Raw genomic sequence first — 24866 nt, 5'->3', positions numbered from 1 at the left:
AGGGAGCCATTAGGTCAGCTGCTGTCCGCTGTGGAGGACCGCCGGGCCGTTCGGCTTGTCAGTGGCCGGCTTTACAGTCACCACCATGGCGACTCTTCCCAACCCGCTGCCGAAGCTGGCCGCAGACCCGAGCGGCCGTTCGCTCGGTCTTCAACTCCCCGCCGGGGCGCTCGTCGACATCACCGACGAGGGCCCCTGGCACGAGCCGTTGCTGTGGTGCGCGGACGGCCGGGCCCTCCCGGGCGGCTGGGCGGCGCTGGGGCCGGCCCGCAGGGCGGGACTCCTGCCGGTCGTCCTGGAGACGGGCGACGGTCATGGCGGCCCGGACCGCTGGGAGTTGCTGCCCGGCGAGGTGTCCTACGCCGGGGACCACGACGCCGAAGAGGTCCTGGCGGAGTACTGGGAGGAGCACGCCGCGCGGGGTGAGGCATGGCCCGGCCCGGCCGAGCCTCTTCCCGAGGGCCGGGACCCGGACTCCGTGGCCATCGGCGTCGTGGACGCCCTGCTCGACGACGGCGGCCCGTTCAAGGATCCCCGTCTCGCCCTCGTCCCGGCCCGCCGCAGCGCGGACATCCCGACGGCGATCGGCTGGACGGGCCCGGCGCACCACGAGGACGACACGGCCCGCCTCAGCGCGGTGCTGCGCTCCTGGGAGGACCGCTTCGGCATACGTCTCCTCGCCCTCGGCTTCGACCACCTGCTGCTGTCCGTGGCCGCCCCGCCCACCACCGCGTCCGCGGCGCAAGCCGTCGCCGCCGAGCACTTCGCGTTCTGCCCGGACAACATCAGGCGGGGCACGGACCCGGCCTTGCGGGCCTACGCCGAGCACCAGGTCCTCAATCAGCGGACCTGGCACTTCTGGTGGGACTGATCCCCTCCCCCAGCCTGCGCAGCCCCTCCTCGATCTCCGTCGGGGTCTGCGTCACGAAACACAGCCGCAGGGTCGTCCGGTCGGGCGTGCCCGCGTAGAAGGGGGCGCCGGGGACGTAGGCCACGTTCTGCCGGACCACCTGCGGCAGCAGGGCCGTCGTGTCGTACGGCTCCGGCAGGCGCGCCCAGAGGAACATGCCGCCCTCGGGCCGGTTCCAGACCGACCCCGCGGGCAGCGCACCGGCGAGCCCGGAGAGCATCGCGTCGCGGCGTTCGCGGTACACGCCGGCGACGCGGGCGACATGGGCGTCGAGGTCGTTGTCGGCGAGGTAGCGGGCCGTGGCGAGCTGGTTGACGGTCGGGGTGTGCAGGTCGGCGGCCTGCTTGGCGACGGCGCAGGCGCGCCGCAGCTCTCCGGGTGCCCGCAGCCAGCCCAGCCGCAGCCCGGGCGCCATGACCTTGGAGAAGCTGCCGAGCAGCACCGTCCGGTCCTCGGCGCCCGGGTGGGCGGCGATCCAGGGCAGACGCTCACCGTCGTAGCGCAGCTCCCCGTAGGGGTCGTCCTCGACGATCCACAGTCCGCGCCGGGCGGCGACGGCGGCCACGGCGGCGCGCCGCCCGGCGGGCAGTGTCCGTCCGGTGGGGTTCTGGAAGGTGGGCACGGTGTAGAGCAGCTTGGGCCGCTCGCGCGCGACGAGTTCCTCCAGTGCCCGGGGATCGACGCCGTGCTCGTCGCCGGGCACGGCCACGATCCGCGCCCCGGCGAAGCCGAAGGCCTGAAGTGCCGCCAGATAGCAGGGGTTCTCGACGAGGACGGTGTCGCCGGGTTCGAGGAGCGCGGTGGCCAGGAGGGAGAGGGCCTGCTGGCTGCCGGTGGTGACGAGCAGGTCGTCGGGCCCGGTCGGCAGGCCGCGCGCGGTGGTGCGGGCGGCGAGCGCGTCCCGCAGTGCGGGTTCGCCCTCGGTCGTGGAGTACTGCAGCGCCCGCGCGGGCGCCTCGGCGAGCACCGCCTCGTACGCGGCGGCGATGCCCTTGGCGTCGAACAGCTCCGGTGCGGGGAGCCCGCCCGCGAAGTTGATCACCTCGGGGCGGGCGGTGACGGCGAGGATGTCCCGTACGGGAGAGCCGCCGACGGCCCGCGCCCGTGCGGCGAGCGGCGGCACCGGGGAGTGGGTGGGCAGGGGCGGCTCGGCGACGGTCATGACACGGCTCCTTCGACTGCGGTGACGCCTGGTGCCCCGCAGCCTAAGGAAGTAGGTGCCGTCTACAAGCAGGTTTCCGGGATCCGGACGCCGGGCGCGTACGGGCGCGGACCCCGGACCCCGGACCCGCGGTTCATCCCTTGGTGCCGATCGCCGCGTACACGTTGATGTCCGCGTCGGTGACGTCGTTGATGTCGCGGTACCGCACCCTCTCGATCTCTTCCAGTCCAGCGAGGAAGGACTCCTCCGGCTGCTCGGGGACGGGGGCGGCGTGGTCGGGCCGCCAGCGGTGCGCGGGGACGACCCCCGGGTCGGCGATCTCCAGCCCGTTCCCGGTGAAGAACCGCTCGACGTCGGCCCGGGAGCGCAGCACGAAGGTGAACCCGCGCTCGGTGTACGTGCGTTGGACCGCGCGGATGTTCTCGGGGTTGAGGTCCTCGGTGAGGTGGCTCAGCACCAGGCGGCTGCCGTCGGGCAGCTCGTCGAGCAGCCCGCTCACCAGCGGATACGCCTCCTCGTCCGCGACGAAGTGCAGGATCGCGACCAGGCAGAGCGCGACCGGCCGGTCGAAGTCCAGGGTCTTGGCGGCCTGTTCGAGAATGCGGGCCGGGTCCCGCAGGTCGGCGTCGATGTAGTCCGTACGCCCCTCGGGGCCGCTGGTCAGCAGGGCGCGCGCGTGCGCGAGCACCACGGGGTCGTTGTCGACGTACACGACCCGCGACTCGGGCGTGATGCGCTGCGCGATCTGGTGCACGTTCTCGGCGGTGGGCAGCCCGGTCCCGATGTCGAGGAACTGCCGGATGCCGTCCTGCTCCACGAGCGTGGTCACCGCGCGCCGGAGGAAGTCGCGGTTGTGCCGTACGTCGAGGTACCCGCGCGGGTTGGCGGCCAGCGCGGCGGCGGCGGCGTCCCTGTCGGCGGGGTAGTGGTCCTTGCCGCCGAGGAAGACGTCGTAGACCCGGGCGGGGTGCGCCTTGCTGCTGTCGATCCTCCTCTGCAGCTCGGCGGGGTCCTGGCTGAGGGCGTCACCGGACATCGACGTCTCCCTGAAAGTAGGTAGTTCAATCAGCAACCACTACGACGGTCAACAACCTAACGGTTCAACAGATTTGATGGTGCCCGCGCAGAGAGACCACCGGACCACGACACCCCCTGGCGCCGCCCCACCGGCCCCGGGAAACGGGGTCTGGTGCTAGACCGTGGTCCCCTCCTTGACCCACTTCTCGCCGCCCAGCGGGAACTCGTACGCCGGACGCCCGTTGTTGCCGCTCGTACGGAAGGGCCGGCCATGATCGTCCACGGTCAGGGTGCCCGTCCGGTTGCCGCTGGACCAGGTCAGCTCCAGATACCAGCTGACGTCGTACGCGGAGGCGTCGGCCCGGATGTAGTACGCCTCCGGGTCGCTCTCACTCACCTTGAACGGGAAGTCCGCGTGCCCCGCCTCGGGCACGAGCCCGGGGCGCGCGGCGTCCAGGGCGACCGTGAAGAACCGGGTCGGCACGCCACCGCCGCAGCCGACGCCCGGATAGCCCATGGCGTAGTCGTTCCAGGCGAGGGGCGCACGCTTGCCGGCCATACGGACCGTGAGCTTCTTGACGACCACGGTCTCCTCCCCCGTCCCCTGCACGGTCAGCTTCAGGAACTGGTTCCCCGACGGCACGGCCCCCATCGCCGCCACCCAGCCGGGCGCGTCCTGCTCCGGCGGCGGCGGCCCGACCCGGCCCGGCGGCAGATTCACCAGATAGCGCTGGGAGCACGGGCTGTCCCAGGCGTGCGGCTCCGTGTCCACGGTGAGGGGAGCGGCGTCGGAGGCGGTCACCCGCCCGGGGCGGTCGCCGCCGGTGCCAGTGCCGGTGCCGTTGCCGTCGCCTGAGGAGGCCGAGGTGGGGGACGCGGAGGCAGGCCCCTCGTCCTTGTCCCTGTCTTTCCCCTTGTTCTTGTCTTTGCTGCCCGCGGAGGACGAACCGGCCGAGGGCGACACGGAAGCCGCCGGGCCCGCCCCCTCCTGCCCGCCGGCACCTCCGGAGACCGCCGCCGCACCGCGCCGCCCCTCGCCGTCCGTCCCGCCCGACGGAACGGCCACGGCGAGACCGACCCCACCGAGGACCACGGCCGCGGCGATGCCGGCGAGCAGCGCACGGCGAGGGCGCCGGCCCACGGGCCCCTCCGCCGCAGGAACGTCGGCATCCTCGGATCCGGCCTCCGACGCGTCAACGCCGGCCCCTGGAGCGCTCACCTCAGGAACGGCCACCCCCGGGACGGCCACCTCCGGAGCGGCCACCGCCGCAGAGCCCTCCCCGGTACCCCCATCCCTCGAACCACCGCTTCCCGTACCGCCACTCCCCTTGCGCACTCGCCCGGCATCCGCCAGTACCCACCGCCGGTGCAGCTCGACGAGCTCCCCCGGCGACGCCTTGCACAGCCGGGCGAGCCGCTCCACCGGCGCGTAGTCGGTCGGCACGGCATCCCCGTTGCAGTACCGGTGCAGCGTCGACGTACTCATGTGGAGCCGCTTGGCGAGCACCCCGTAGCTCAGCCCCGAGCGCTCCTTCAACTCCCCCAGCAGCGCGGCGAAATCAGCCGCAGTCGTGCCTTCCGACACTGTTCCTCCATGCCCCGTGTCCCGTTCCCCCGTTCCAGGGAATGACTGTTCTCCCTGGTCACGGCATGTGCGGGCATTCCAACGTCCCTGATCGTCCGCCGGGTCTGGCGGCCGGGACGGATCACCGCACAAGCTCTGGTCATCCAAGCACGCCGCTCCCGGCCCACCGGCAGCGCGACCCACATGGGCGTGCTTCCCAGCCGCCTTTGTCCGAAAGGAAACGCAGCCATGCGCACGTACCGCTCCCTCCCCGTCGCCCTCCTGGCCGCCCTCGCCCTCACCGCGTGCCAGGACGGCACGGGCACGAAGGACGAGGGCGCCGCCCAGTCCGGGCAGGCCTCGGCGACGGTCACGGCGACGCACCCGGCCGAGGACGGGAACAGCGGGAAGGACACCAACGGCACGAACGGCGCGACGAGCGTGAGCGGCACTCAAGGCACGGGCAGTGCGCCGGGCACGCAGGGCGCGAAGGCCAAGGAGGCCCCGAAGGGCACGACCCCGACCCGCGTCTCCTGTAACGGCTCCAACACCACCGTCACGGCCCAGCCGGTCCGCCGCCCCGTCAACCACATGCTGATCACGGTGAAGAACACCGGCTCGAAGACGTGCGACCTCACCTACTACCCCGTACTGCGCTTCGACGAGATGCAGTGGGTCCCGCAGCCGATCAAGGACTCCAAGCCGCAGGCGGTGACGACCCTGGCCCCCGGCGAGTCCGGCTACGCGGGCGTCTCACTGTCGGCGGCCGACGGCAGCGGCGAGTGGGGCACCACCAGCCACAAGCTCACGATCGGCTTCCAGGGCCGCACGCCGAACAGCGACGGCGGCCCCTTGGCGATCCCGACCCTGCCGGCCAAGGGCGTGTACTACGACAGCACCCTGACGGTCACCTACTGGCTGCGCGACAGGGACACCGCGCTGACCTACTGATCCTTGAGCTTCAGGGCCACTTCGGTGGCCCAGTAGGTGAGGATGCTGCTCGCGCCGGCCCGCCGGATGCCGGTCAGGGCCTCCAGGATCGCCTGGTCCCGGTCGATCCAGCCCTTCTCGGCGGCGGCCTCGATCATCGCGTACTCGCCGGAGATCTGATAGGCGGCGACGGGCACGTCCGCGGCGTCCGCGACCCGGGCGACGATGTCCAGGTAGGGGCCGGCGGGCTTGACCATCACCATGTCGGCGCCCTCCTCGAGATCGAGGGCGAGCTCGCGCAGCGCCTCCCGGGCGTTCGCGGGGTCCTGCTGGTAGGTCTTCCGGTCCCCCCGCAGGGACGAGGCGACGGCCTCCCGGAAGGGCCCGTAGAACGCGGAGGCGTACTTGACGGTGTAGGCGAGGATGCCGACGTCCTCCCGCCCGATCTGATCGAGGGCGTCACGGATGACCCCGACCTGACCGTCCATCATCCCGCTGGGCCCCACGACATGGGCGCCTGCGTCGGCCTGCACCTGGGCCATCTCGGCGTACCGCTCCAGGGTCGCGTCGTTGTCGACCCGTCCCTCGGCGTCCAGCACCCCGCAGTGCCCGTGATCGATGGTCTCGTCGAGGCACACGTCGGACATGACGAGCAGATCGTCGCCGACCTCGGCCCGCACATCCCGGAGGGCGACCTGGAGGATCCCGTCCGGATCGGTTCCCGGCGTCCCCAGCGCGTCCTTCTTCGACTCCTCCGGCACGCCGAACAGCATGATCCCGGAGACCCCCGCCGCGACCGCTTCCGCGGCGGCCTTCCGCAGACTGTCCCGGGTGTGCTGCACGACTCCCGGCATGGTGCTGATCGGCACCGGCTCGCTGATGCCCTCCCGCACGAAGGCCGGAAGGATGAGATTGGCAGGGTGCAACCGGGTCTCGGCAACCATCCGACGCATCACGGGGTTGGTGCGCAACCGCCGCGGCCGAGTACCGGGAAATGATCCGTACGTCGTCATGCCCTCTACGCTACGCCCGCCCGAAAAGCTCCGATGCCGACGCGATGTCGGTGCACACGCGGCACGAAACCGGGTCGGTCACGCGTACGAAGCACCCCGCCGCCCCGCCCGGCCACAGCCGGTCGGCTCAGCCGCGGGGAGGCTCACCGGCCCCACAATGCGCCCCCACGCACCCGGGTCCATCCTGAAATCGACACCAAGGACATGGACCCCGACGGCCCACCCCCCGCCGCCGCCGTCCCTCCGTACCCGCCCCCACGGAGGACGCGATGACCGCCCCCCACCACATGCCCGACCTCTTCGCCCTGTCGGAGATCAACGGCCCCGTCGTACGCCCCGGCGAACCCGCCTACGCCGACGAAGTCACCGGCTTCAACCTGGCCGCGCTGCACACCCCGGACGTGGCCATAGGAGCAACCGGCCCCGACGACATCGTCGCCGCCATGCGCTGGGCCGGCGCCACCCGCACCCCCGTCGCCGTCCAGGCCACCGGCCACGGCGCGAACTTCCCGATCGACCAGGGGCTGCTGATCAACACGTCCCGCATGACGGACGTACAGGTGGATCCCACCACCCGCACGGCCACCATCGCCGCCGGCGCGAAGTGGAGCCACGTCATGGCCGCTGCCGCCCCCCACGGCCTGGCAGGCCTCTGCGGCACCTCGACCGACGCGGGCGTCATCGGCTACACCCTCGGCGGCGGACTCCCGGTCCTCGGCCGTGCCTACGGCTACGCCGCCGACCTGGTCCGCTCCTTCCACCTCGTCACCCCGGACGGGCACCTGCGCGAGGCGGACCCCCAGCACGAACCGGAACTGTTCTGGGCCCTGCGCGGCGGCAAGGGCAACGTAGGCATCGTCACCTCGCTCGTCACCGAACTGCTGCCCCTGCCCCGGCTCTACGGCGGTGGCATCCACTGCCACGCCGAACACACGGAGACGCTGTTCCGGACGTGGACGGACTGGACCCGCACCGTCCCGGACGAGATGTGCAGCATGTTCTCGGTCCTGCGCCTGCCGCCCATCCCCCAGATCCCGGAGCCCCTGCGCGGCGGTTTCTGGGCCCGGGTGGCGATCGCCTGGCCGGGCGACCCGGCCGAGGGCCAGGCCATGATCGCGCCCCTGCGCGAGGCGGCCCCCGTGGCCGTCGACACGGTCGAGGAGATGGAGCACGCGGCCCTGGACCGCATCCACATGGAACCCCAGGACCCGCTCCCGGCACGGGAGTGCTGCATGCTGCTGCGCGACCTGACCCCGGACGCCATCGGCACGTTCCTGGAGCAGGTCGGCCCCGGGGCCGGCGTCGAGCACCCTCTGCTGGTCGCCTCACTGCGCCACATGGGCGGCGCGCTGTCCCGCCCGTCCGCCGTCGAGGACGCCGTCTGCGCCCGCGACGCCCGTTACTTCATGGAGTCGGTCGGGATCATGCCCGCCCCACCCGTGGCCGAGGCCGTCGAACAGGCGACCCGCCGCCTCTACACCGCCATGGCCCCGTACGGCACGGGCCGCACCATGGTCAACATCCACGGCACCCCGGGCGACGAACAGGACCGCGCCCGAGCCTGGACCCCGGAGGTCTACGAACGGCTACGCCACGACAAGGCCGTCTACGACCCGTCGAACCTCCTGCGCTACGGCCACGCGGTGACTCCCGCGTAGCCGCAGCGACAGGACCGGACGCGATTACGTCGTGGACCGCCTGCGCCGTGCCCCCGGCCGCCGTTCACTCGGCCGCGTCACCGGGTCCCCGGCCTCCACAGCCGCCGCCCGGCGCTTCGCGCCGAAGTCGGCCAGGGCTTCCGCCAGCTTGTGGACGGACGGCTCCGGAGCCATGACGTCCACCCGGAGTCCGTGCTCCTCGGCGGTCTTGGCCGTGGCCGGGCCGATGCAGGCGATCACGGTGACGTTGTGCGGCTTGCCGGCGATGCCGACCAGGTTCCGCACCGTGGAGGACGACGTGAAGAGAACGGCGTCGAAGCCGCCGCCCTTGATCGCCTCACGGGTCTCCGCCGGCGGCGGCGAGGCCCGCACGGTCCGGTAGGCCGTGACGTCGTCGACCTCCCAGCCGAGCTCGATCAGCCCGGCCACCAGCGTCTCGGTGGCGATGTCGGCACGCGGCAGGAACACTCTGTCGATCGGGTCGAAAACCGGGTCGTAGGGCGGCCAGTCCTCCAGCAGACCGGCGGCCGACTGCTCACCGCTCGGCACCAGGTCCGGCTTCACGCCGAACGCGATCAGCGCCTTCGCCGTCTGCTCGCCGACGGCCGCGACCTTGATGCCCGCGAAGGCACGCGCGTCGAGCCCGTACTCCTCGAACTTCTCCCGCACGGCCTTGACCGCGTTCACCGACGTGAAGGCGATCCACTCGTAGCGGCCCGTCACCAGGCCCTTGACCGCGCGCTCCATCTGCTGGGGCGTGCGCGGCGGCTCGACGGCGATCGTCGGCACCTCGTGCGGCACGGCCCCGTACGACCGCAGCTGGTCGGAGAGCGACACCGCCTGCTCCTTCGTGCGCGGCACGAGCACCTTCCAGCCGAACAGCGGCTTGGACTCGAACCACGCGAGCTGGTCGCGCTGGGCGGCGGAGGAACGCTCCCCGACCACGGCTATCACCGGCCGGCCGCCGTCGGGCGAGGGCAGCACCTTGGCCTGCTTCAGCGTCTGCGCGATCGTGCCGAGCGTGGCGGTCCAGGTGCGCTGCCGGGTGGTCGTACCGGCGACGGTGACCGTCATCGGGGTGTCCGGCTTGCGCCCGGCGGAGACGAGCTCACCGGCCGCCGCGGCGACGGAGTCCAGCGTCGTGGACACGACGACCGTGCCGTCTGACGCCCCGACCTCCGTCCAGCACCGGTCCGACGCCGTGCGCGCGTCCACGAACCGCACGTCCGCGCCCTGCGCGTCCCGCAACGGCACACCGGCGTACGCGGGCACGCCGACGGCGCTCGCGATGCCGGGGACGACCTCGAAGGGCACCCCGGCGGCGGCGCACGCCAGCATCTCCTCGGCGGCGTACGTGTCGAGGCCCGGGTCCCCGGACACCGCACGCACGACCCGCCTGCCGCCCCGCGCGGCCTCCATGACAAGATGTGCGGCATCCCGCACGGCGGGGGCGGCTGCGGCGGTTGACGTGCCGTCAACTACCGTCAGCTGGGGCGTTCCTGTGCCCGGCGCCGGGTCCTGGGAGGGATCCGGGTCCGTGTGCACTTCGGAGACGCCCTGCCTGGCGTGCTGACGCACGACGTCGAGCACCTCGTGCTCGGCGACGAGGACGTCCGCGTGCGCCAGCGCCTCCACGGCGCGCAGAGTAAGCAGTCCCGGATCTCCGGGTCCGGCACCCAGGAAGGTGACGTGCCCGTGTTCAGGACCGGCGGAAAGGGTGGTGGGGCTCACTGCGCTCGCTCCCCCATCAGACCGGCCGCGCCCTGGGCGAGCATCTCGGCCGCGAGTTCGCGACCGAGCGCCATTGCCCCGTCGTGCGTCTCGGGCGCGGGACCGGTGGTGGACAGCTGCACCATGCGCGTGCCGTCGGTCGTACCGACGACGCCGCGCAGGCGCATTTCCTTGACAATCTGCCCGTCGGCCTGGGAGCCCCCCCGCTCGAGCGGAGCCGAGAGTGGGGGAAGGTCGGCCAGCGCGCCCACAGGTGCGCTGCAACCGGCCTCCAGGGCGGCGAGCAGTGATCGCTCGGCCGTTACGGCGATCCGCGTGTACGGGTCGTCGAGTTCGGCGAGCAGGGCGATGAGGTCCGCGTTGACCGCGGCACACTCGATCGCCAGAGCCCCCTGGCCGGGGGCGGGCAAAACCGTGTCGACCGACAGGAAGTCGGTCACTTCGTCGCCCCGGCCGATCCGGTTCAGTCCGGCGGCGGCCAGCACGACGGCGTCGAGCTCACCGCTGCGCACGAACCCGATGCGGGTGTCGACGTTGCCGCGGATCGGGACCGTCGCTATGTCCAGGCCGTGGCTGCGGGCGTACGCGTTGAGCTGTGCCATGCGGCGCGGCGAACCCGTACCGATGCGGGCCCCGGAGGGCAGGTCGGTCAACTTCAGCTCGTCCCGGGCGACGATCACGTCGCGCGGGTCCTCGCGCACCGGCACGGCGGCCACGACCAGTTCGTCGGGCTGCGTGGTCGGCAGGTCCTTCAGCGAGTGCACCGCGAAGTCGACCTCGCCCCTGAGGAGCGCGTCGCGCAGGGCGGTCACGAACACGCCGGTGCCGCCGATCTGGGTGAGCGCCTCACGCGAGACATCGCCGTGCGTGGTGATCTCGACGAGCTCGACGGGCCGCCCGGTCACCTGGCTCACGGCTTTGGCCACCTGGCCGGACTGGGCCATGGCGAGCTTGCTGCGCCGGGTGCCGAGCCGTAGCGCCTTGTCGTTCATGCCGGCCCTCGGTCTTTCTCGGTGGTGCTGTCCTCGGCCCGGGAGACGGCGGCCACCGTCTCGGGGTCGAGGTCGAACAGGGTCCGCAGCGCGTCCGCGTACCCGGCGCCGCCGGGTTCGGCCGCGAGTTGCTTGACCCGCACGGTCGGCGCGTGGAGCAGTTTGTCGACCACGCGCCGCACGGTCTGGGTGATCTCCGCTCGGTGTTTGTCGTCGAGACCGGGCAGCCGCCCGTCCAGCCGGGCGATCTCGCCGGCCACGACATCGGCGGCCATGGTGCGCAGGGCGACCACGGTCGGTGTGATGTGCGCGGCCCGCAGTGCTGCCCCGAAAGCCGCGACCTCGTCGGAGACGATACGCCGGACCTGGTCCACATCGGCAGCCATCGGAGCGCCCGCGGAGGCCTCGGCGAGCGACTCGATGTCCACCAGCCGCACCCCGGACAGCCGGTGCGCGGCCGCGTCGATGTCACGCGGCATCGCCAGGTCCAGCAGGAAGAGCACGGGCTCGGGCCGCTGCGGCTCCTCGACCGGCTCGGGCCGGCGCCGCTCCGGGATCCGCCCCACGGTCGCGGCGGTCGCGGCGAGCGCGGCGATGGCGTCGGTGTCCGCGGCGGGGTCGAGCGTGCCGGCCGTTCCCGGCCGGGCCGCAGCGCCCGCCGCACGCTGGGCGTCGCCCACCGTGCCCTTGTCCACCCACGCCGCGTGCTGCTCCAGCTCGGCGGCGGCCATTCCGGCCACGGCGGCGTCGCCCAGTACGGAGAATCCGGCGGTGCCCTGCACCGAGGACAGCTCCAGCGGGCAGCCGTCCTCGCTGCCGAGGCTGGTGCCCGACGGACCGCTGCGCTGCGCCCCGGCCGTACGGGCGGAGTCGCCGCCCGGCGCCGTCGGCCCGTCCTCGCCGTGCACCGCCGACGGCGGAGTACGGCCCTCGATCGCCTCGGCGACCGACTCGGCCGTCAGGACCAGGCCCGTCGCGCCGGTGCAGGAGACGGTGACGTCGGCACGTGTCAGCTCGGCCGGCACCGACTCCATCGGTACCGCGCGGGCCGCCACGTCCGTGTCGTCGCCCTCCATGAGGATCTGGGCGAGGCGCTCGGCGCGGTCGAAGGTGCGGTTGGCCACGACGATCTCGGTGACACCGGCCCGCGCGAGCGTGGCGGCGGCCAGGGAGGACATCGACCCGGCCCCGATGACCAGGGCCTTCTTGCCCCGCGCCCATTGCTGTACGTCCCCGCCCCGGGCCAGCTGCTCAAGGCCGAAGGTGACCAGGGACTGGCCGGCGCGGTCGATGCCGGTCTCGGAGTGGGCGCGCTTGCCGACCCTGAGGGCCTGCTGGAACAGGTCGTTCAGCAGCCGGCCCGCGGAGTTCAGCTCCTGCGCGCGGGCCAGGGAGTCCTTGATCTGGCCGAGGATCTGCCCCTCGCCGACGACCATGGAGTCCAGTCCGCAGGCCACCGAGAACAGGTGGTGGACGGCCCGGTCCTCGTAGTGCACGTAGAGATAGGGAGTGAGCTCCTCCAGGCCGACCCCGCTGTGCTGGGCGAGCAGCGTGGACAGTTCGGCGACACCGGCGTGGAACTTGTCCACGTCGGCGTAGAGCTCGATGCGGTTGCAGGTGGCGAGCACCGCGGCCTCGGTGGCCGGTTCGGCGGCGACCGTGTCCTGGAGCAGCTTGATCTGCGCGTCCGCGCTCAGCGAGGCCCGCTCCAGCACGCTGACCGGGGCGCTGCGGTGGCTGAGTCCGACGACGAGGAGGCTCATGCCGGCATCACGGCGGGCATGTCCCCGTCAGGCCCCTGGTCGGCGGACTCGCTCCGGGCGGCGGCGGCCGGGACGCCCCCGTCGGAGGCGGCTCCCTCTCCGGCCTTGCGCTGCTCGTGGAAGGCGAGGATCTGCAGCTCGATGGAGAGGTCGACCTTGCGCACGTCGACGCCTTCGGGGACGGACAGCACGGTCGGCGCGAAGTTCAGGATGGAGGTGACACCGGCGGCCACGAGCCGCTCGCAGACGGCCTGGGCGGCACCGGCCGGGGTGGCGATGACACCGATGGACACGCCGTTGTCCTGGATGATCTTCTCCAGGTCGTCGGAGTGCTGCACCGGGATCCCGGCGACGGGCTTGCCGGCCATGGCCGGGTCGGCGTCGATCAGCGCGGCGACCCGGAACCCGCGGGAGGCGAAACCGCCGTAGTTGGCGAGGGCGGCGCCGAGGTTGCCGATACCGACGATCACGACCGGCCAGTCCTGGGTGAGCCCCAGTTCGCGGGAGATCTGGTACACGAGATACTCGACGTCGTAGCCGACGCCCCTGGTCCCGTACGACCCGAGGTAGGAGAAGTCCTTGCGCAGCTTCGCGGAGTTGACCCCCGCCGCGGCCGCGAGCTCCTCGGAGGAGACCGTGGGAACCGAGCGCTCCGACAACGCGGTCAGAGCGCGGAGGTACAGCGGAAGCCGGGCGACGGTGGCCTCGGGAATCCCTCGGCTGCGGGTCGCCGGTCGGTGAGTTCGGCCAGTTGCCACGGTGCTCCTGCGGGTAGAGCGGGGCTGTAGGCGGTCATACGTCCCTACATGACCGCCCCGTCGAATGCAGGCTATGTCTTTGTGAACGCGTGCACAAAGATGGTGTCCGTTTTGCCCGCCCAACGTGACCGGGCTCACGCGCCCCCGGCGCACGCCCAGGGAACCGGCGCACAGGCGCCGCCGTCCCTTGTCTTCTGGGGGCAAAACGCACACTCTCCTCAGTGAATCCCGCCCCCGAGACCAAGTCACCGTCGATCCTAAGCGACCCGGCGGGCACTTTGGACTGGTCGGTCAGTCGCTCACCGGGCGGGATCAGTCGGTCAGCGCCTTGCGCAGGCGGTCCTCGTTCACGCGCCAGAACGTGTGCTGCACGCCGTCCACCAGCACGACCGGGATCTGCTCCCAGTACTGGTCGTGCAGTTCCCGATCCTCGGTGATGTCCTTCTGCTCCCAGGGGACTCCGAGATCACCGCACACCTTCTCCACAACGACCTGTGCGTCATCACACAGATGACAGCCGGGCTTCCGGATCAGGGTGACGAGCCGGTCCTGAGGGGGCCTGCGACGGAATAGGGGACTCATGTCGGCCATTGTCGCGCGCCCGCCGGCAGGGGAACGCTCGCGAAAGCGCCAGGGAGACACGCCGGCCGCGTCCGTCCCGCGCGGCATCTTCGACGAACGCTCGCCGAGAGTTCACAGCGTCCCGACCTCTCGACTCCGGAACCCCCGAACAAACTGGCTATGCTCACGCCATGGCCGCTCTAGGATGGCTCACTCCCCGTAGGCGCTCCGCCACGGCGCGGAGCGTTTTGGCAGGCGAGGCCTCGGCGGAGGCAGCGCGCAAATCCACCCAGGAAGCCGCCGGCACGACCGAGGAACCGCAGTTCCCGGTGCACGGCGACGACCAGGCCGCCGCCTTCTTCGACCTGGACAACACCGTCATGCAGGGTGCCGCGATCTTCCACTTCGGGCGGGGCCTGTACAAGCGGAAGTTCTTCGAGACGCGCGACCTCGCGAAGTTCGCCTGGCAGCAGGCGTGGTTCCGGCTCGCCGGGGTCGAGGATCCCGAGCACATGCAGGAGGCCCGCGAGTCGGCCCTGTCGATCGTCCAGGGCCACCGCGTCGCCGAACTGCAGTCGATCGGCGAGGAGATCTACGACGAGTACATGGCCGAGCGCATCTGGCCCGGTACCCGCGCCCTCGCCCAGGCCCACCTGGACGCGGGCCAGAAGGTCTGGCTGGTGACGGCCGCCCCCGTCGAGATCGCCACGGTCATCGCCCGCCGCCTCGGCCTGACCGGCGCCCTCGGCACGGTCGCCGAGTCCGTCGACGGCGTCTACACCGGCAAACTCGTCGGCGAACCGCTGCACGGCCCCGCGAAGGCCGAGGCGGTCCGCGCCCTGGCCGCCGCCGAGGGCCTGGACCTCGGCCGCTGTGCCGCCTACAGCGACTCGCACAACGACATCCCGATGCTCTCGCTGGTCGGCCACCCCTACGCCATCAACCCGGACTCCAAGCTGCGCAAGCACGCCCGCAAGCTGGACTGGCGCCTGCGCGACTACCGCACCGGCCGCAAGGCGGCCAAGGTCGGCATCCCGGCGGCGGCCGGAGTGGGCGCGGTGGCGGGCGGCACGGCAGCGGCCATCGCCCTGCACCGCCGGCGCCGCTGACCTCACCTGATCAATCCGGGACACCTTCGCTTGCGGGATGACAACCCCCGTAAATCCAACTGGCGTACCCCCACAACCTCGTATCCAGTCCTCTTGGCTGGACACGGCCACAACACGCCCCGGACCCGGCCGCAATCCGAACCATTCTGATCAACAACCGTTCACACTCTGGCACTTGATAGGGCGCCAATCGGTTACGGAAGCGACGTAATCGATGATTTGAGCAACTCGGTGTAGCAGTGCCTGCACGAAGCGTTATTCTCCTCAGACGCAATCCGGTACCCCTCCGTCGCTACGACGGGTGAAAGGTCCCGCACTGCACGTGATGGAAGCTCTGCCTCTGGGAGTCCCGTGTACCCACACGTCGGGGTTGACGCCTCGGGCCTGGCTACGCTGCGCGCAACGGTCCAAGACCTGTTGCGCGGCTTCGTCCCCACCGCGTACGCCGTCCCCGCATTCGCCACCGCCGCGCCCGTCGGCCCGTGCTACGCACTGGCCGACGGCAGCGCTGCGGTCGGCAGACGAGGCCGCCCGTCCGGGGCGGCCACCGCCCGCCGACCGGCGGCGGACAGCGACAGCGCCCGGATGATGGACCTCGTGGAGCGTGCCCAGGCCGGCGAGTCCGATGCCTTCGGCCGCCTCTACGACCAGTACAGCGACACCGTCTACCGGTACATCTACTACCGGGTCGGAGGAAAGGCCACAGCCGAGGACCTCACCAGCGAGACCTTTCTGCGTGCCCTGCGCCGCATCGGCACCTTCACCTGGCAGGGCCGAGACTTCGGCGCCTGGCTCGTCACCATCGCCCGCAACCTCGTCGCGGACCACTTCAAGTCCAGCCGCTTCCGCCTCGAGGTCACCACCGGCGAGATGCTCGACGCCAACGAGGTCGAGCGCTCCCCCGAGGACTCCGTCCTGGAGTCCCTCTCCAACGCCGCCCTGCTCGAGGCCGTACGGCGGCTCAACCCCCAGCAGCAGGAGTGTGTGACGCTCCGCTTCCTCCAAGGCCTCTCCGTCGCCGAGACCGCCCGGGTGATGGGCAAGAACGAGGGCGCCATCAAGACCCTCCAGTACCGGGCCGTCCGCACCCTCGCCCGGCTCCTCCCGGAAGACGCCCGCTGACCGCCCCGCACGCTCGGCGACACCCAACTCACTGTCCGTGAAAGTCCGTTGACTTCGGCATCCGATCATCCGGCGTCCGTAACCCAAGTGCCACGCCACTCGTTGTGCGGGATGCAGGCTCCCTGTGGTCACCCCCTGACCGTCTCCGATCACTCGATCGTGTGGTCGTGGTCAGGGTGTGCAACCCTCAGGACCCCCTGGGGAGTCGACCGTCATGACGAGAGGAGGTGCCGCCAGTGATCGCGAACGTATCGGCGCACCGGCGGGCGAACGCCTTCGCCCAGGCCCTGGAGGAGCAGTCCGAGCAGGGCACGGCGGCCGAGCAGCCCGAAGGATCGGCACCGGCCCCGGCAGTCGCGGAACCGAGCGAACAGGCCCGCCATCTGGCGCTCGCCTCGGGTCTCGGCGCGCTGCCCAAGCCGGAGCTCGACCCGGAGGTCAAGGTCGTCCAGCGGGCCCAGCTGGTGGCCGCGTTCGAGGCCATGCTGCAGGAGGGCACCGCGGGCGGCGGGGCGACGGACCGTGCGGTCCCCGAGCAGCGGGCCCGCGGCGCGCACCGCGCGAGTTCGCTGAAGAAGTTCCGACCGCGTTCCCGGCTCGCCAAGGGCCTCACCGCGGGCGGACTCAGTGTCGGGGTGGCCGCGAGCGCCTTCGGCGGAGTCTCCGCCGCCAGCTCGGACGCCCTGCCCGGCGACTCGCTCTACGGCCTCAAACGCGGCATCGAGGACGTCAAGCTCGGCCTCGCCGACGGGGCGGACGAGCGCGGCCGGGTCTACCTGGACCACGCCTCCACCCGGCTCAGCGAAGCCCGCCGCCTGATGGAGCGCGGCCGCAGCGGCCCCCTGGACCACGAGTCCCTCGGCGAGGTCCGCCGCGCCCTGTCCGGCATGCGGCACGACGCGTCCGAGGGCCATCGGTTGCTGAGCGAGGCGTACAAGCGCGATCCGGACTCACTCGGCCCCATCCAGGCCCTGTCCGCGTTCTCCCGCTCCCACCGCGAGGCCTGGGGCGAACTGCGCGAGCGACTGCCCGTCCAGCTGGGGGACGTCAGCGAGGAGGTCTCCTCGGTGTTCGACGCCATAGAGGAGGACGTCGCCCCGCTGCGGTCCCTGCTGCCCGAGCCTCCGGCCACCAGCGGCCGCGACGGCAAGCGGCAGGGCGCTACCGAGTCGGCTCCCAGCGGCTCCTCCGGCACCGACCGCTCGACCCGCCCCAGCGACAGCGGCGGCAGGCACAGCGACGAAGGCAGCACCGGCAGTGGCAGCCCCAGCCGCTCGGCCGGCTCCGGCATCGACGGCGACGGCCTGCTCGGCGGCAACACCGGCGGCCTGCTCGACCCGCCGAAGGACAAGGACAGCGAGGCGAGCACCTCCCCGTCGGCAGAGGGCAACACGCCGTTCCCCGAGCCGGACGTGACGCTCCCGCCGCTCCTGCCCGGTCTGCTGCCCGGGCTGGGCATCGACAGCGAGGACGCGGACTAGAAGGCGACGATGGGGGCGCCTCCGGACAAGGGGCGCCCCCATCGTCGTACGCGACCGGCGGGCTGTTGCGAACGTCGGCGTCAGAAGAACACCGACCGCCGCTGCACCAGCAGCTTGTACAGGGTGTGCTGGATCTGCTCCCTGACCTGGTCGGTCAGGTTGAACATCAGCATCGGGTCCTCGGCCGCCTCCGGCGGATAGCCGTCCGTGGGGATCGGCTCGCCGAACTGGATCGTCCACTTGGTCGGCAGCGGAATCGCCCCGAGCGGCCCGAGCCACGGGAACGTGGGCGTGATCGGGAAGTACGGGAAGCCCAGCAGCCGCGCGACGGTCTTGGCGTTGCCGATCATCGGATAGATCTCCTCCGCCCCGACGATCGAGCAGGGCACGATCGGCGTCCCCGCGCGCAGAGCCGTCGAGACGAAACCGCCGCGGCCGAAGCGCTGCAGCTTGTAGCGGTCCGAGAAGGGCTTGCCGAGGCCCTTGAAGCCCTCCGGCATCACCCCGACCAGTTCGCCCTGCTCCAGCAGCCGGGACGCGTCCTCGGCGCACGCCAGGGTGTGACCGAGCTTGCGGGCCAGCTCGTTGACCACCGGCAGCATGAACACCAGATCCGCGGCGAGCAGCCGCAGATGCCGGCCCGCCGGATGGTTGTCGTGCACGGCGACCTGCATCATCAGGCCGTCCATCGGCAGCGTGCCGGAGTGGTTGGCGACGATCAGCGCGCCGCCCTCGGACGGGATGTTCTCGACGCCCTTCACCTCGACCCGGAAGTACGTGTCGTACAGCGGGCGCAGCAGGGACATCAGGACCTGGTCGGTGAGCTCCTCGTCGTAGCCGAAGTCGTCGACCTCGTAGTCCCCGGTGAGGCGGCGGCGCAGGAAGGCCAGGCCGCCCGCGATCCGCCGTTCGAGCCCGCCCTCGCCGTCCCGGGAAGGCTCCGGCGGCTGTTCCTCAGAAGTCACAGGAACATCATCCTGCGCAGCAGCCCTGGTGGGCAGGGGCTGCACCTCACGGACCGGCACGGACTCCGTGCCCGGGCGGCGGTTCCCGGCGCTCCGGCGCCGCTGGGGACGCTGAGCGGCGCTCCCCCGGGACCGGTCGTCGTCGAACGGAATGACCTTGGCGTCCGCCATCGTTGATGCGCTCCTCAGTTGGCGCTCTGCGTCGGGGAGTGTCCGCCGCCCGCGAGGGGCAGGTCGGCGATCCTGTCGACGGCCCCCGCAAGGGCCTGCGGCGGAAGAAGTCCGGGACCCTGACTGCGGGCGAAGTCGGCGAACGTCTCCGCGGTCGTGTACTTGGGCTGGAATCCCAGCGTCTCGCGCATCTGGCCCGTGGCCACCACCCGGCCGTGGGTGAGCAGCCGGATCTGCTCGGGCGAGAAGTCCGTCATCCCCAGCGTACGCACCAGCGAGCCCGCCCAGGTGACGGCCGGGAGCAGCAGGGGCACGGTGGGCCGCCCCAGGCGCCGGGAGCACTGGGAGAGCAGCAGCACGCCGTCGCCGGCGATGTTGAAGGTGCCGCTGTTGAGCGTGCCCCGCCGGGGTTCGTGGGAGCCGATCCGCAGCACCTCGATCACGTCGTCCTCGTGCACGAACTGCAGCCGCGGGTCGTAGCCGAACACGGTCGGCAGGACCGGCAGCGCGAAGTACGAGGCGAGCGGCGTGTCCGCGGTCGGGCCGAGGATGTTGGCGAACCGCAGCACGCAGACGGCGACATCGGGCCGGCGGCGCGCGAAGCCGCGGACGTAGCCCTCGACCTCGACGGTGTCCTTGGCGAAGCCGCCGCTGGGCAGGGACTTGGGCGGGGTCGTCTCGGTGAACACGGCCGGGTCACGGGGCGCGGAGCCGTAGACGTTGGTGCTGGACTTCACGACCAGCCGCTGCACGGACGGGGATTTCTGGCAGGCACCGAGCAGCTGCATGGTGCCGATGACGTTGGTCTCCTTCAGGGAGGTCCGGTTGCCGCTGCCCAGCGGCGTGCCCGTCACGTCCAGGTGGACGATCGTGTCGGCGCCCGTCTCGGCGAGCACCCGCGCGATTCCGGGCTGCCGGATGTCGGCCTGGACGAAGTCCGCACCGCCCAGATGGTGCTCGGGCGGCACCGCGTCCACGGCGACGACCCGATCCACCTCGGGGTCCCGCTGGATCCGCCTGACGAACCGGCCCCCCAGCTGGCGGGCCACTCCGGTCACGAGCACGACCTTGCCCAAGATCAGCGCCTTCCTTCCAGAACCTCTTGCCCCGCCGCGTTCCCCCGTGGGGCCAACTTAGCGGGTTGTCGTTGCGCTGTGATGACCGCCCGGAGCGCGAAGTGACCGAAGCCGGCCGGACGCAGGAGCGGATATGCGTGTGGCCCCCCACCGGTGGGTGGGGGGCCACAGCAACGCTCTCGCGGCGTCCGCGTCGCGAACTTACTTCTTGTTGCGACGCTGAACGCGCGTGCGCTTGAGCAGCTTGCGGTGCTTCTTCTTCGCCATCCGCTTGCGCCGCTTCTTGATAACAGAGCCCACGACTACCCTCGCTCACTTCTCATCACTCGGTGTTTGGGCGCCATGGGCCCATACGACCTACGAGGGGCCAGCCTACCCGTCCGAGCGCTGAGGTCGTAATCGAGGAGGCCGGGGAGATCCGGAAGTGCCCTGTGGGGATCGCCCCGACCCTGCCGTCAGGCGGTTTCCACCCCCACATAGCTCTCGCGGAGGTACTCGTGCACCGCTTGCTCCGGGACGCGGAAGGACCGCCCCACACGGATCGCGGGCAGATGACCGCTGTGCACCAACCGGTACACGGTCATCTTCGACACTCGCATCACCGAGGCGACTTCCGCCACGGTAAGGAACTGAACCTCGTTCAGAGGCCTCTCGCCAGCTGCAGCCATGACACACCTGAACCTTCCGCACTCGACGGCCACCGGCTTCCCCTTCCGGTGACTCTTCGTCGTTGCGTGCTCACTCCCCAATGTAGGGGCCAGTGATGCGAGTGGGGAAGAGGTGCACCCATCGGCGGCCTACTGTGACAGACACGCCCGATTGAGTACGTAGCGGGTAAGCGGCAGGTAGTAATCAGACCGCACGCCGTCATCAAGTGGAACGACGACGGACACGGACCCCTCGGCCTCCCCCACGAACAGCGCCGGGTCGTCCGTGTCGGCCGGCCCGATCGCCTCGAACCCCAGCTGACCTGCCCCGCAGACCCATCCGTGGTCCCCGATCACCAGCTCGGGGAGGGGCCCGCCGGCCTCCGCACAAGCGGCCAGTACGGTACGAACCGGGAGAGGTGAGTGCGTATGTGCGCCGGGCTCACAACCGGGGCGTTCCGTGCCCGGGGTCCGCACCAGCGCGACTCCTCGTACGTAGTCGAGGTTGTACGTGCGTAGGCCGAACCGGGTCGTTATGTCGATACGACGACCCTGCGCGGGGGTGAGGACGGCACATCCCGCCGCCGACAGCGCGTCTGCCAGAGCGCCGTAGAAACCGAGCAGCCGGTGTGGATGCCCGGTGCCGAGAAGCACCGGAGCACAGCGTCCGGCGGCCTCGGCGAGGCGTTCCGCGAAGGCGTCCAGCGCCGCCAGGGTCCGCTCTGGATCGATCACGTCCTGACCGGAAACCTGCCGGGAATCGGCTGAAACACCACACCGGTCCGCCATCAGCTCGATCAACTCCCGCTGCTTCCACGCACCTTCCGGATCGATGCCGAGCAGCACGCGGGGGTCCCGGGCGGCGAAGAGCCGGTAACTGCGCAGGCTGACCTCACGAGAGGTCGCGACGGTCCCGGCGAGCCGCGCGCCCACCAGGTGCGCACGGAGGGCTTCGGTGGTCAGCACACGCAGATCGTGCGTGATCGGCACTCCGCCTGTCCCGGGAACCGGCGAACACCGCACGGTCGGCCTACGCCCGACGACATCCCCTCACGCCAGCAGACCCCGCAGCGGGAACACCGCCCGCCGGGCCGCCAGCACCGCCTGGTCCAGCCGGTCCGCCGGGTCGTAGCCCTCCTCCCAGCCGCTCCAGGCGACGGGCCAGCGCCCGTCCGTCATCCGGGCCGGGGCCAACTGCCGCGTCTTCGCGAACACTTCCTGCCGCCAGCTTTCGGGGATCATCGCCTCGGGCTCCACGGCCCGGCCCGCCGCGATCGCGACCAGATGCGTCCACGAGCGCGGCACGACGTCGACCACCGCGTAGCCACCCCCGCCGAGGGCGATCCACCGCCCGTCGGCGTACTCGTGCGCCAGGTCGTGACAGGCCACCTGCACCGCCCGCTGCGCGTCCAGCGACACCGCCAGATGCGCCAGCGGATCCTCGAAGTGCGTGTCGGCCCCGTGCTGCGTCACCAGCACCTGCGGCCGGAAGTCCGCGATCAGCTCCGGCACCACCGCGTGGAACGCCCGCAGCCATCCCGCGTCCCCGGTCCCGGCCGGCAGCGCCACGTTCACCGCGGAGCCCTCCGCGCAGTCCGCCCCGGTCTCCTCCGGCCACCCGGTCTGCGGGAACAGCGTCCGGGGATGCTCGTGCAGCGAGATCGTCAGCACCCGCGGGTCCTCCCAGAACGCCGCCTGGACCCCGTCCCCGTGATGCACGTCGACGTCGACGTACGCGACCCGCTCCGCCCCGAGCTCCAGCAGTCGCGCGATGGCCAGCGAGGCGTCGTTGTAGATGCAGAAACCGGACGCACCGCCCGGCATCGCGTGGTGCAGCCCGCCCGCGAAATTCACCGCGTGCAGCGCCCCACCGCGCCACACCGCCTCCGCCGCCCCGACCGACTGCCCGGCGATCAGCGACGACACCTCGTGCATCCCGGCGAACGCCGGATCGTCCATCGTCCCCAGCCCGTACGACTGGTCTGCCGCCGCCGGATCCACCGACGCGGCCTTCACCGCCCCGATGTAGTCCTGTCGGTGCACGAGCCGCAGCGTCGACTCCCCGGCCGCCTTCGCGGCGACCACGTCCACCTCACGGTCCAGTCCGAAGGACTCGACCAGCTTCCGGGTCAGGGCGAGCCGGACCGGGTCCATCGGATGCCCCGGACCGAAGTCATAGCCCGTTACTGCCTCGTCCCACATCAGCTGTGCGCGGCCGCTCATGCCCGCCACCGTATCGGTCCGGTTGAGCCTCGAACGACCGGGCGTACACCAGCGTCACCAGCACCAACACCATCGGCACAAGCATGGCCCCGCGATAGCTCCACAGATCCCCGAGCGCCCCGACCAACGGCGAACCGATCAAAAACCCCACATAGTTGAAGACATTCAGCCGCGCGACGGCCGCATCCGAAGCCCCCGGGAACAGCCTGCCGGCCGCAGCGAAGGTCTGCGGCACCAGCACACACAACCCCAGCCCCAGCAGAGTGAACCCCAGCATGCCCACCCACGCCCCGGGCGCCGCGGCCACCACCGCGAACCCGCCCGCCGCCACCAGCGCCCCGCCCCGCACCACGGCGACCGCCCCGAACCGCCGCACCCCGAGGTCCCCGATCGCCCGCCCCAGCAGCGTGGTGACCATGTACACGTTGTACGGCACCGTCGCCATCTGCTCCGAGGATCCGAGCACGTCCTGCAAGTACTTGGCGCTCCAGTTGGAAACCGTCGAGTCACCGATGTACGCGACCGTCATCACCAGGCACAGCGGCAGCAGCCACTTGAAGCGGACCGCCCGTCCCTCCCCCGCCGTCTCCTCCGCCTCGGCCGCCGCACCGCCCCGATCGTCGGCATACCACCGGCTGCCCACCAGCACAGCCGGCAGCAGCACCAGCACGACCGGCAGATACGACACCCACAACGCCAGATGCCAGTGCGCACCCACCCACGCCAGCGACGCCCCGACGATCCCACCCAGGCTGTAGGCCGCGTGGAAACTGAGCATGATGCTGCGCCCGTACGACCGTTGCAGGCTCACCCCGAGCATGTTCATCGACGCGTCCAGCACACCGACGGCGAGCCCGAACGCCGCCAGCGCGACGCCCAGCTCCACCATCCGCTCCCCGGCCCCGACCCCGAGCAGCGCCAGCAGCACCACGGGCTGGGACCACCGCAGCAGGCGGCTCGGCCGCACGCGCTTCACCAGCCGCTCGGTCGTCACGCTGCCGACCCCGGCGAGGATCGGCACGGCGGCCAGAAACGCGGGCAGCAGCGCGTCGGAGACCCCGTAGCGGTCCTGGATGGCGGGAATCCTCGTCACGAGCAGGGCGAAGGCGACACCCTGCACCACGAAGCTGAACGCCAGCGAGGCCCTGCCGCGCCGCAGCACATCAGTCATGGCGGCGAGCGTAGGGCCCAGACTTACCCGTGGGTAGATCCAGCCAAAGATGAATTTGCCTCAGCTTCAGCGGGCCCAGGGGAGCGACTCACGCCAGGAGGCCGGTCAGCTCCCCCATGTCCGAGAAGAGCCTGTCCGCCCCGGCCAGCTTCTCCGCCGGCGTCATGGCGGTGAACCCGTAGACGTCCATCCCCGCAGCGACGGCGGCCTGCACACCCAGCGGACTGTCCTCGACGACGGCGCACCGCTCCGGTGGGACCCTCATCCGCTCGGCGGCGTACAGGAAGAGATCGGGGGCCGGCTTGCCTCGACCGACGTCCTGCGAGCTGAAGATCCGCCCGTCGTCGAACCACCGGTCGAGCCCCGTCGTCCGATGCCCCACCCGGATCCGCTCATGACTCCCGGAGGAGGCCACGCAGTACGGCACCCCGTCCGCGGCCAGCTTCTCCAGGACTTCGGACGCCCCGGCCACGGCCACCAGTTCCTGCTCGAACGCCGCGAACACCCGCGCGTGAAAGACGTCGTCGAAGCTTTCCGGCAACCGCTGCCCGGTCCGCTCGAGGACCAGCTCATGAATCCGGTGCATTGCGGATCCCATGTAGTCCCGGATGGACTCCTCGTACGAGGTGGGGTGCCCCAGTTCGGTGAGGTACGCCGCGAGCAGCCGGTTGGAGATGGGCTCACTGTCGACGAGCACACCGTCATTGTCGAAGATCACGAGGTCGTAGCGCATGGATTCGAGCCTAAACGCAGAAAACCCCCGCATCCGAAGATGCGGGGGTTTTCCCAAAAATTGTTCGGCGGCGTCCTACTCTCCCACAGGGTCCCCCCTGCAGTACCAT

Annotated in this window: 23 protein-coding genes; 6 read left to right on the top strand and 17 right to left on the bottom strand. The window is 71.4% G+C overall.

Features of this window, described 5'->3' with window-relative positions:
• Positions 1-85 precede the first annotated feature (85 nt).
• A complete protein-coding gene (locus IO24_RS0129615) occupies positions 86-871 on the top strand; it encodes a DUF4253 domain-containing protein (RefSeq protein WP_031140893.1) in 786 nt (261 codons plus the stop codon).
• Here the strand turns inward: IO24_RS0129615 and IO24_RS0129610 are convergent.
• From IO24_RS0129610 to IO24_RS0129600, 3 genes are all read right to left on the bottom strand, one after another.
• Complete coding sequence (locus IO24_RS0129610) at positions 837-2072, bottom strand: aminotransferase-like domain-containing protein (protein WP_031140891.1); 1236 nt, start codon at positions 2070-2072, stop codon at positions 837-839. The genes IO24_RS0129615 and IO24_RS0129610 overlap by 35 nt on opposite strands.
• Before the next feature lie 133 nt (positions 2073-2205).
• Positions 2206-3108: an SAM-dependent methyltransferase gene (locus IO24_RS0129605; RefSeq protein ID WP_031140889.1), complete on the bottom strand. Its 903-nt coding sequence runs from the start codon at positions 3106-3108 to the stop codon at positions 2206-2208.
• A 156-nt stretch (positions 3109-3264) separates the two neighbouring features.
• Positions 3265-4674 carry a helix-turn-helix domain-containing protein gene (locus IO24_RS0129600; RefSeq protein ID WP_031140887.1) on the bottom strand — a complete coding sequence of 470 codons (1410 nt, stop codon included), beginning with the start codon at positions 4672-4674 and terminating at the stop codon, positions 3265-3267.
• A 228-nt stretch (positions 4675-4902) separates the two neighbouring features.
• On the opposite strand from IO24_RS0129600, the gene IO24_RS0129595 reads away from it, so the two are divergent.
• Entirely contained in the window at positions 4903-5604 is a 702-nt protein-coding gene (locus IO24_RS0129595) for a DUF4232 domain-containing protein (protein ID WP_031140885.1), read from the top strand.
• On the opposite strand, the gene hemB is transcribed toward IO24_RS0129595, so the two are convergent.
• A complete protein-coding gene (hemB, locus tag IO24_RS0129590; RefSeq protein ID WP_031140882.1) occupies positions 5598-6596 on the bottom strand; it encodes a porphobilinogen synthase in 999 nt (332 codons plus the stop codon). The two genes, IO24_RS0129595 and hemB, sit on opposite strands and share 7 nt — an antisense overlap.
• Before the next feature lie 269 nt (positions 6597-6865).
• Here hemB and IO24_RS0129585 point away from each other — a divergent pair, with 269 nt between their 5' ends.
• Positions 6866-8254 carry an FAD-binding oxidoreductase gene (locus tag IO24_RS0129585; protein WP_031140880.1) on the top strand — a complete coding sequence of 463 codons (1389 nt, stop codon included), beginning with the start codon at positions 6866-6868 and terminating at the stop codon, positions 8252-8254.
• 24 nt (positions 8255-8278) lie between these two features.
• Here IO24_RS0129585 and IO24_RS0129580 read toward each other — a convergent pair whose 3' ends face one another.
• The 5 genes from IO24_RS0129580 to IO24_RS0129560 form a co-directional block, all read right to left on the bottom strand.
• On the bottom strand, positions 8279-9985 hold the full coding sequence (locus IO24_RS0129580) for a bifunctional uroporphyrinogen-III C-methyltransferase/uroporphyrinogen-III synthase (protein ID WP_031140878.1): 1707 nt from the start codon (positions 9983-9985) through the stop codon (positions 8279-8281).
• Positions 9982-10977, bottom strand: a complete 996-nt coding sequence (gene hemC, locus IO24_RS0129575) for a hydroxymethylbilane synthase (protein WP_031140876.1) — start codon at positions 10975-10977, stop codon at positions 9982-9984. The genes IO24_RS0129580 and hemC overlap by 4 nt, the downstream gene beginning before the upstream one ends.
• Positions 10974-12740, bottom strand: a complete 1767-nt coding sequence (locus tag IO24_RS0129570; RefSeq protein ID WP_031140874.1) for a glutamyl-tRNA reductase — start codon at positions 12738-12740, stop codon at positions 10974-10976. Before IO24_RS0129570 ends, hemC begins: the two co-directional genes overlap by 4 nt.
• Positions 12737-13498, bottom strand: coding sequence for a redox-sensing transcriptional repressor Rex (locus tag IO24_RS0129565; protein ID WP_031140872.1), 762 nt, complete (start codon positions 13496-13498; stop codon positions 12737-12739). Before IO24_RS0129565 ends, IO24_RS0129570 begins: the two co-directional genes overlap by 4 nt.
• A gap of 312 nt (positions 13499-13810) precedes the next feature.
• Positions 13811-14080, bottom strand: a complete 270-nt coding sequence (locus tag IO24_RS0129560; RefSeq protein WP_031140870.1) for a glutaredoxin family protein — start codon at positions 14078-14080, stop codon at positions 13811-13813.
• Positions 14081-14250: 170 nt separating this feature from the next.
• On the opposite strand from IO24_RS0129560, the gene IO24_RS0129555 reads away from it, so the two are divergent.
• From IO24_RS0129555 to IO24_RS0129545, 3 genes are all read left to right on the top strand, one after another.
• A complete protein-coding gene (locus IO24_RS0129555) occupies positions 14251-15168 on the top strand; it encodes an HAD family hydrolase (protein WP_078899468.1) in 918 nt (305 codons plus the stop codon).
• Positions 15169-15519: 351 nt separating this feature from the next.
• Positions 15520-16290: an ECF subfamily RNA polymerase sigma factor, BldN family gene (locus IO24_RS0129550; protein ID WP_031140866.1), complete on the top strand. Its 771-nt coding sequence runs from the start codon at positions 15520-15522 to the stop codon at positions 16288-16290.
• Between the two features lie 236 nt (positions 16291-16526).
• Positions 16527-17771 (top strand): DUF5667 domain-containing protein, encoded by a 1245-nt coding sequence (locus IO24_RS0129545; RefSeq protein ID WP_031140864.1) that lies wholly within the window; start codon positions 16527-16529, stop codon positions 17769-17771.
• Positions 17772-17851: 80 nt separating this feature from the next.
• On the opposite strand, the gene IO24_RS0129540 is transcribed toward IO24_RS0129545, so the two are convergent.
• The 8 genes from IO24_RS0129540 to IO24_RS0129505 form a co-directional block, all read right to left on the bottom strand.
• Entirely contained in the window at positions 17852-18907 is a 1056-nt protein-coding gene (locus IO24_RS0129540) for a lysophospholipid acyltransferase family protein (RefSeq protein ID WP_031140861.1), read from the bottom strand.
• Positions 18908-18921: 14 nt separating this feature from the next.
• Positions 18922-19983: an NAD-dependent epimerase/dehydratase family protein gene (locus IO24_RS0129535; protein ID WP_031140858.1), complete on the bottom strand. Its 1062-nt coding sequence runs from the start codon at positions 19981-19983 to the stop codon at positions 18922-18924.
• A 201-nt stretch (positions 19984-20184) separates the two neighbouring features.
• Positions 20185-20283: a 30S ribosomal protein bS22 gene (locus IO24_RS43515; protein ID WP_003948845.1), complete on the bottom strand. Its 99-nt coding sequence runs from the start codon at positions 20281-20283 to the stop codon at positions 20185-20187.
• A 155-nt stretch (positions 20284-20438) separates the two neighbouring features.
• Complete coding sequence (locus IO24_RS0129525; protein ID WP_004984898.1) at positions 20439-20651, bottom strand: helix-turn-helix domain-containing protein; 213 nt, start codon at positions 20649-20651, stop codon at positions 20439-20441.
• Positions 20652-20780: 129 nt separating this feature from the next.
• Positions 20781-21596 carry a phosphatase gene (locus IO24_RS0129520; RefSeq protein ID WP_031140854.1) on the bottom strand — a complete coding sequence of 272 codons (816 nt, stop codon included), beginning with the start codon at positions 21594-21596 and terminating at the stop codon, positions 20781-20783.
• 84 nt (positions 21597-21680) lie between these two features.
• Complete coding sequence (locus IO24_RS0129515; protein ID WP_031140852.1) at positions 21681-22853, bottom strand: acetoin utilization protein AcuC; 1173 nt, start codon at positions 22851-22853, stop codon at positions 21681-21683.
• Entirely contained in the window at positions 22804-24024 is a 1221-nt protein-coding gene (locus IO24_RS0129510) for an MFS transporter (protein WP_031140850.1), read from the bottom strand. Before IO24_RS0129510 ends, IO24_RS0129515 begins: the two co-directional genes overlap by 50 nt.
• Positions 24025-24112: 88 nt before the next feature.
• The gene (locus tag IO24_RS0129505; protein WP_031140847.1) at positions 24113-24757 is read right to left on the bottom strand and encodes an HAD family hydrolase; all 645 of its coding nucleotides are present in this window, start codon (positions 24755-24757) and stop codon (positions 24113-24115) included.
• Positions 24758-24866: the final 109 nt, after the last annotated feature.

Source organism: Streptomyces flavovariabilis (genome assembly GCF_000725785.1).
Taxonomy (GTDB): Bacteria; Actinomycetota; Actinomycetes; order Streptomycetales; family Streptomycetaceae; genus Streptomyces; species Streptomyces hawaiiensis.
The sequence above is the reverse complement of the archived record's forward strand: the minus strand, read 5'-3'. Positions and strand labels throughout refer to the sequence as shown.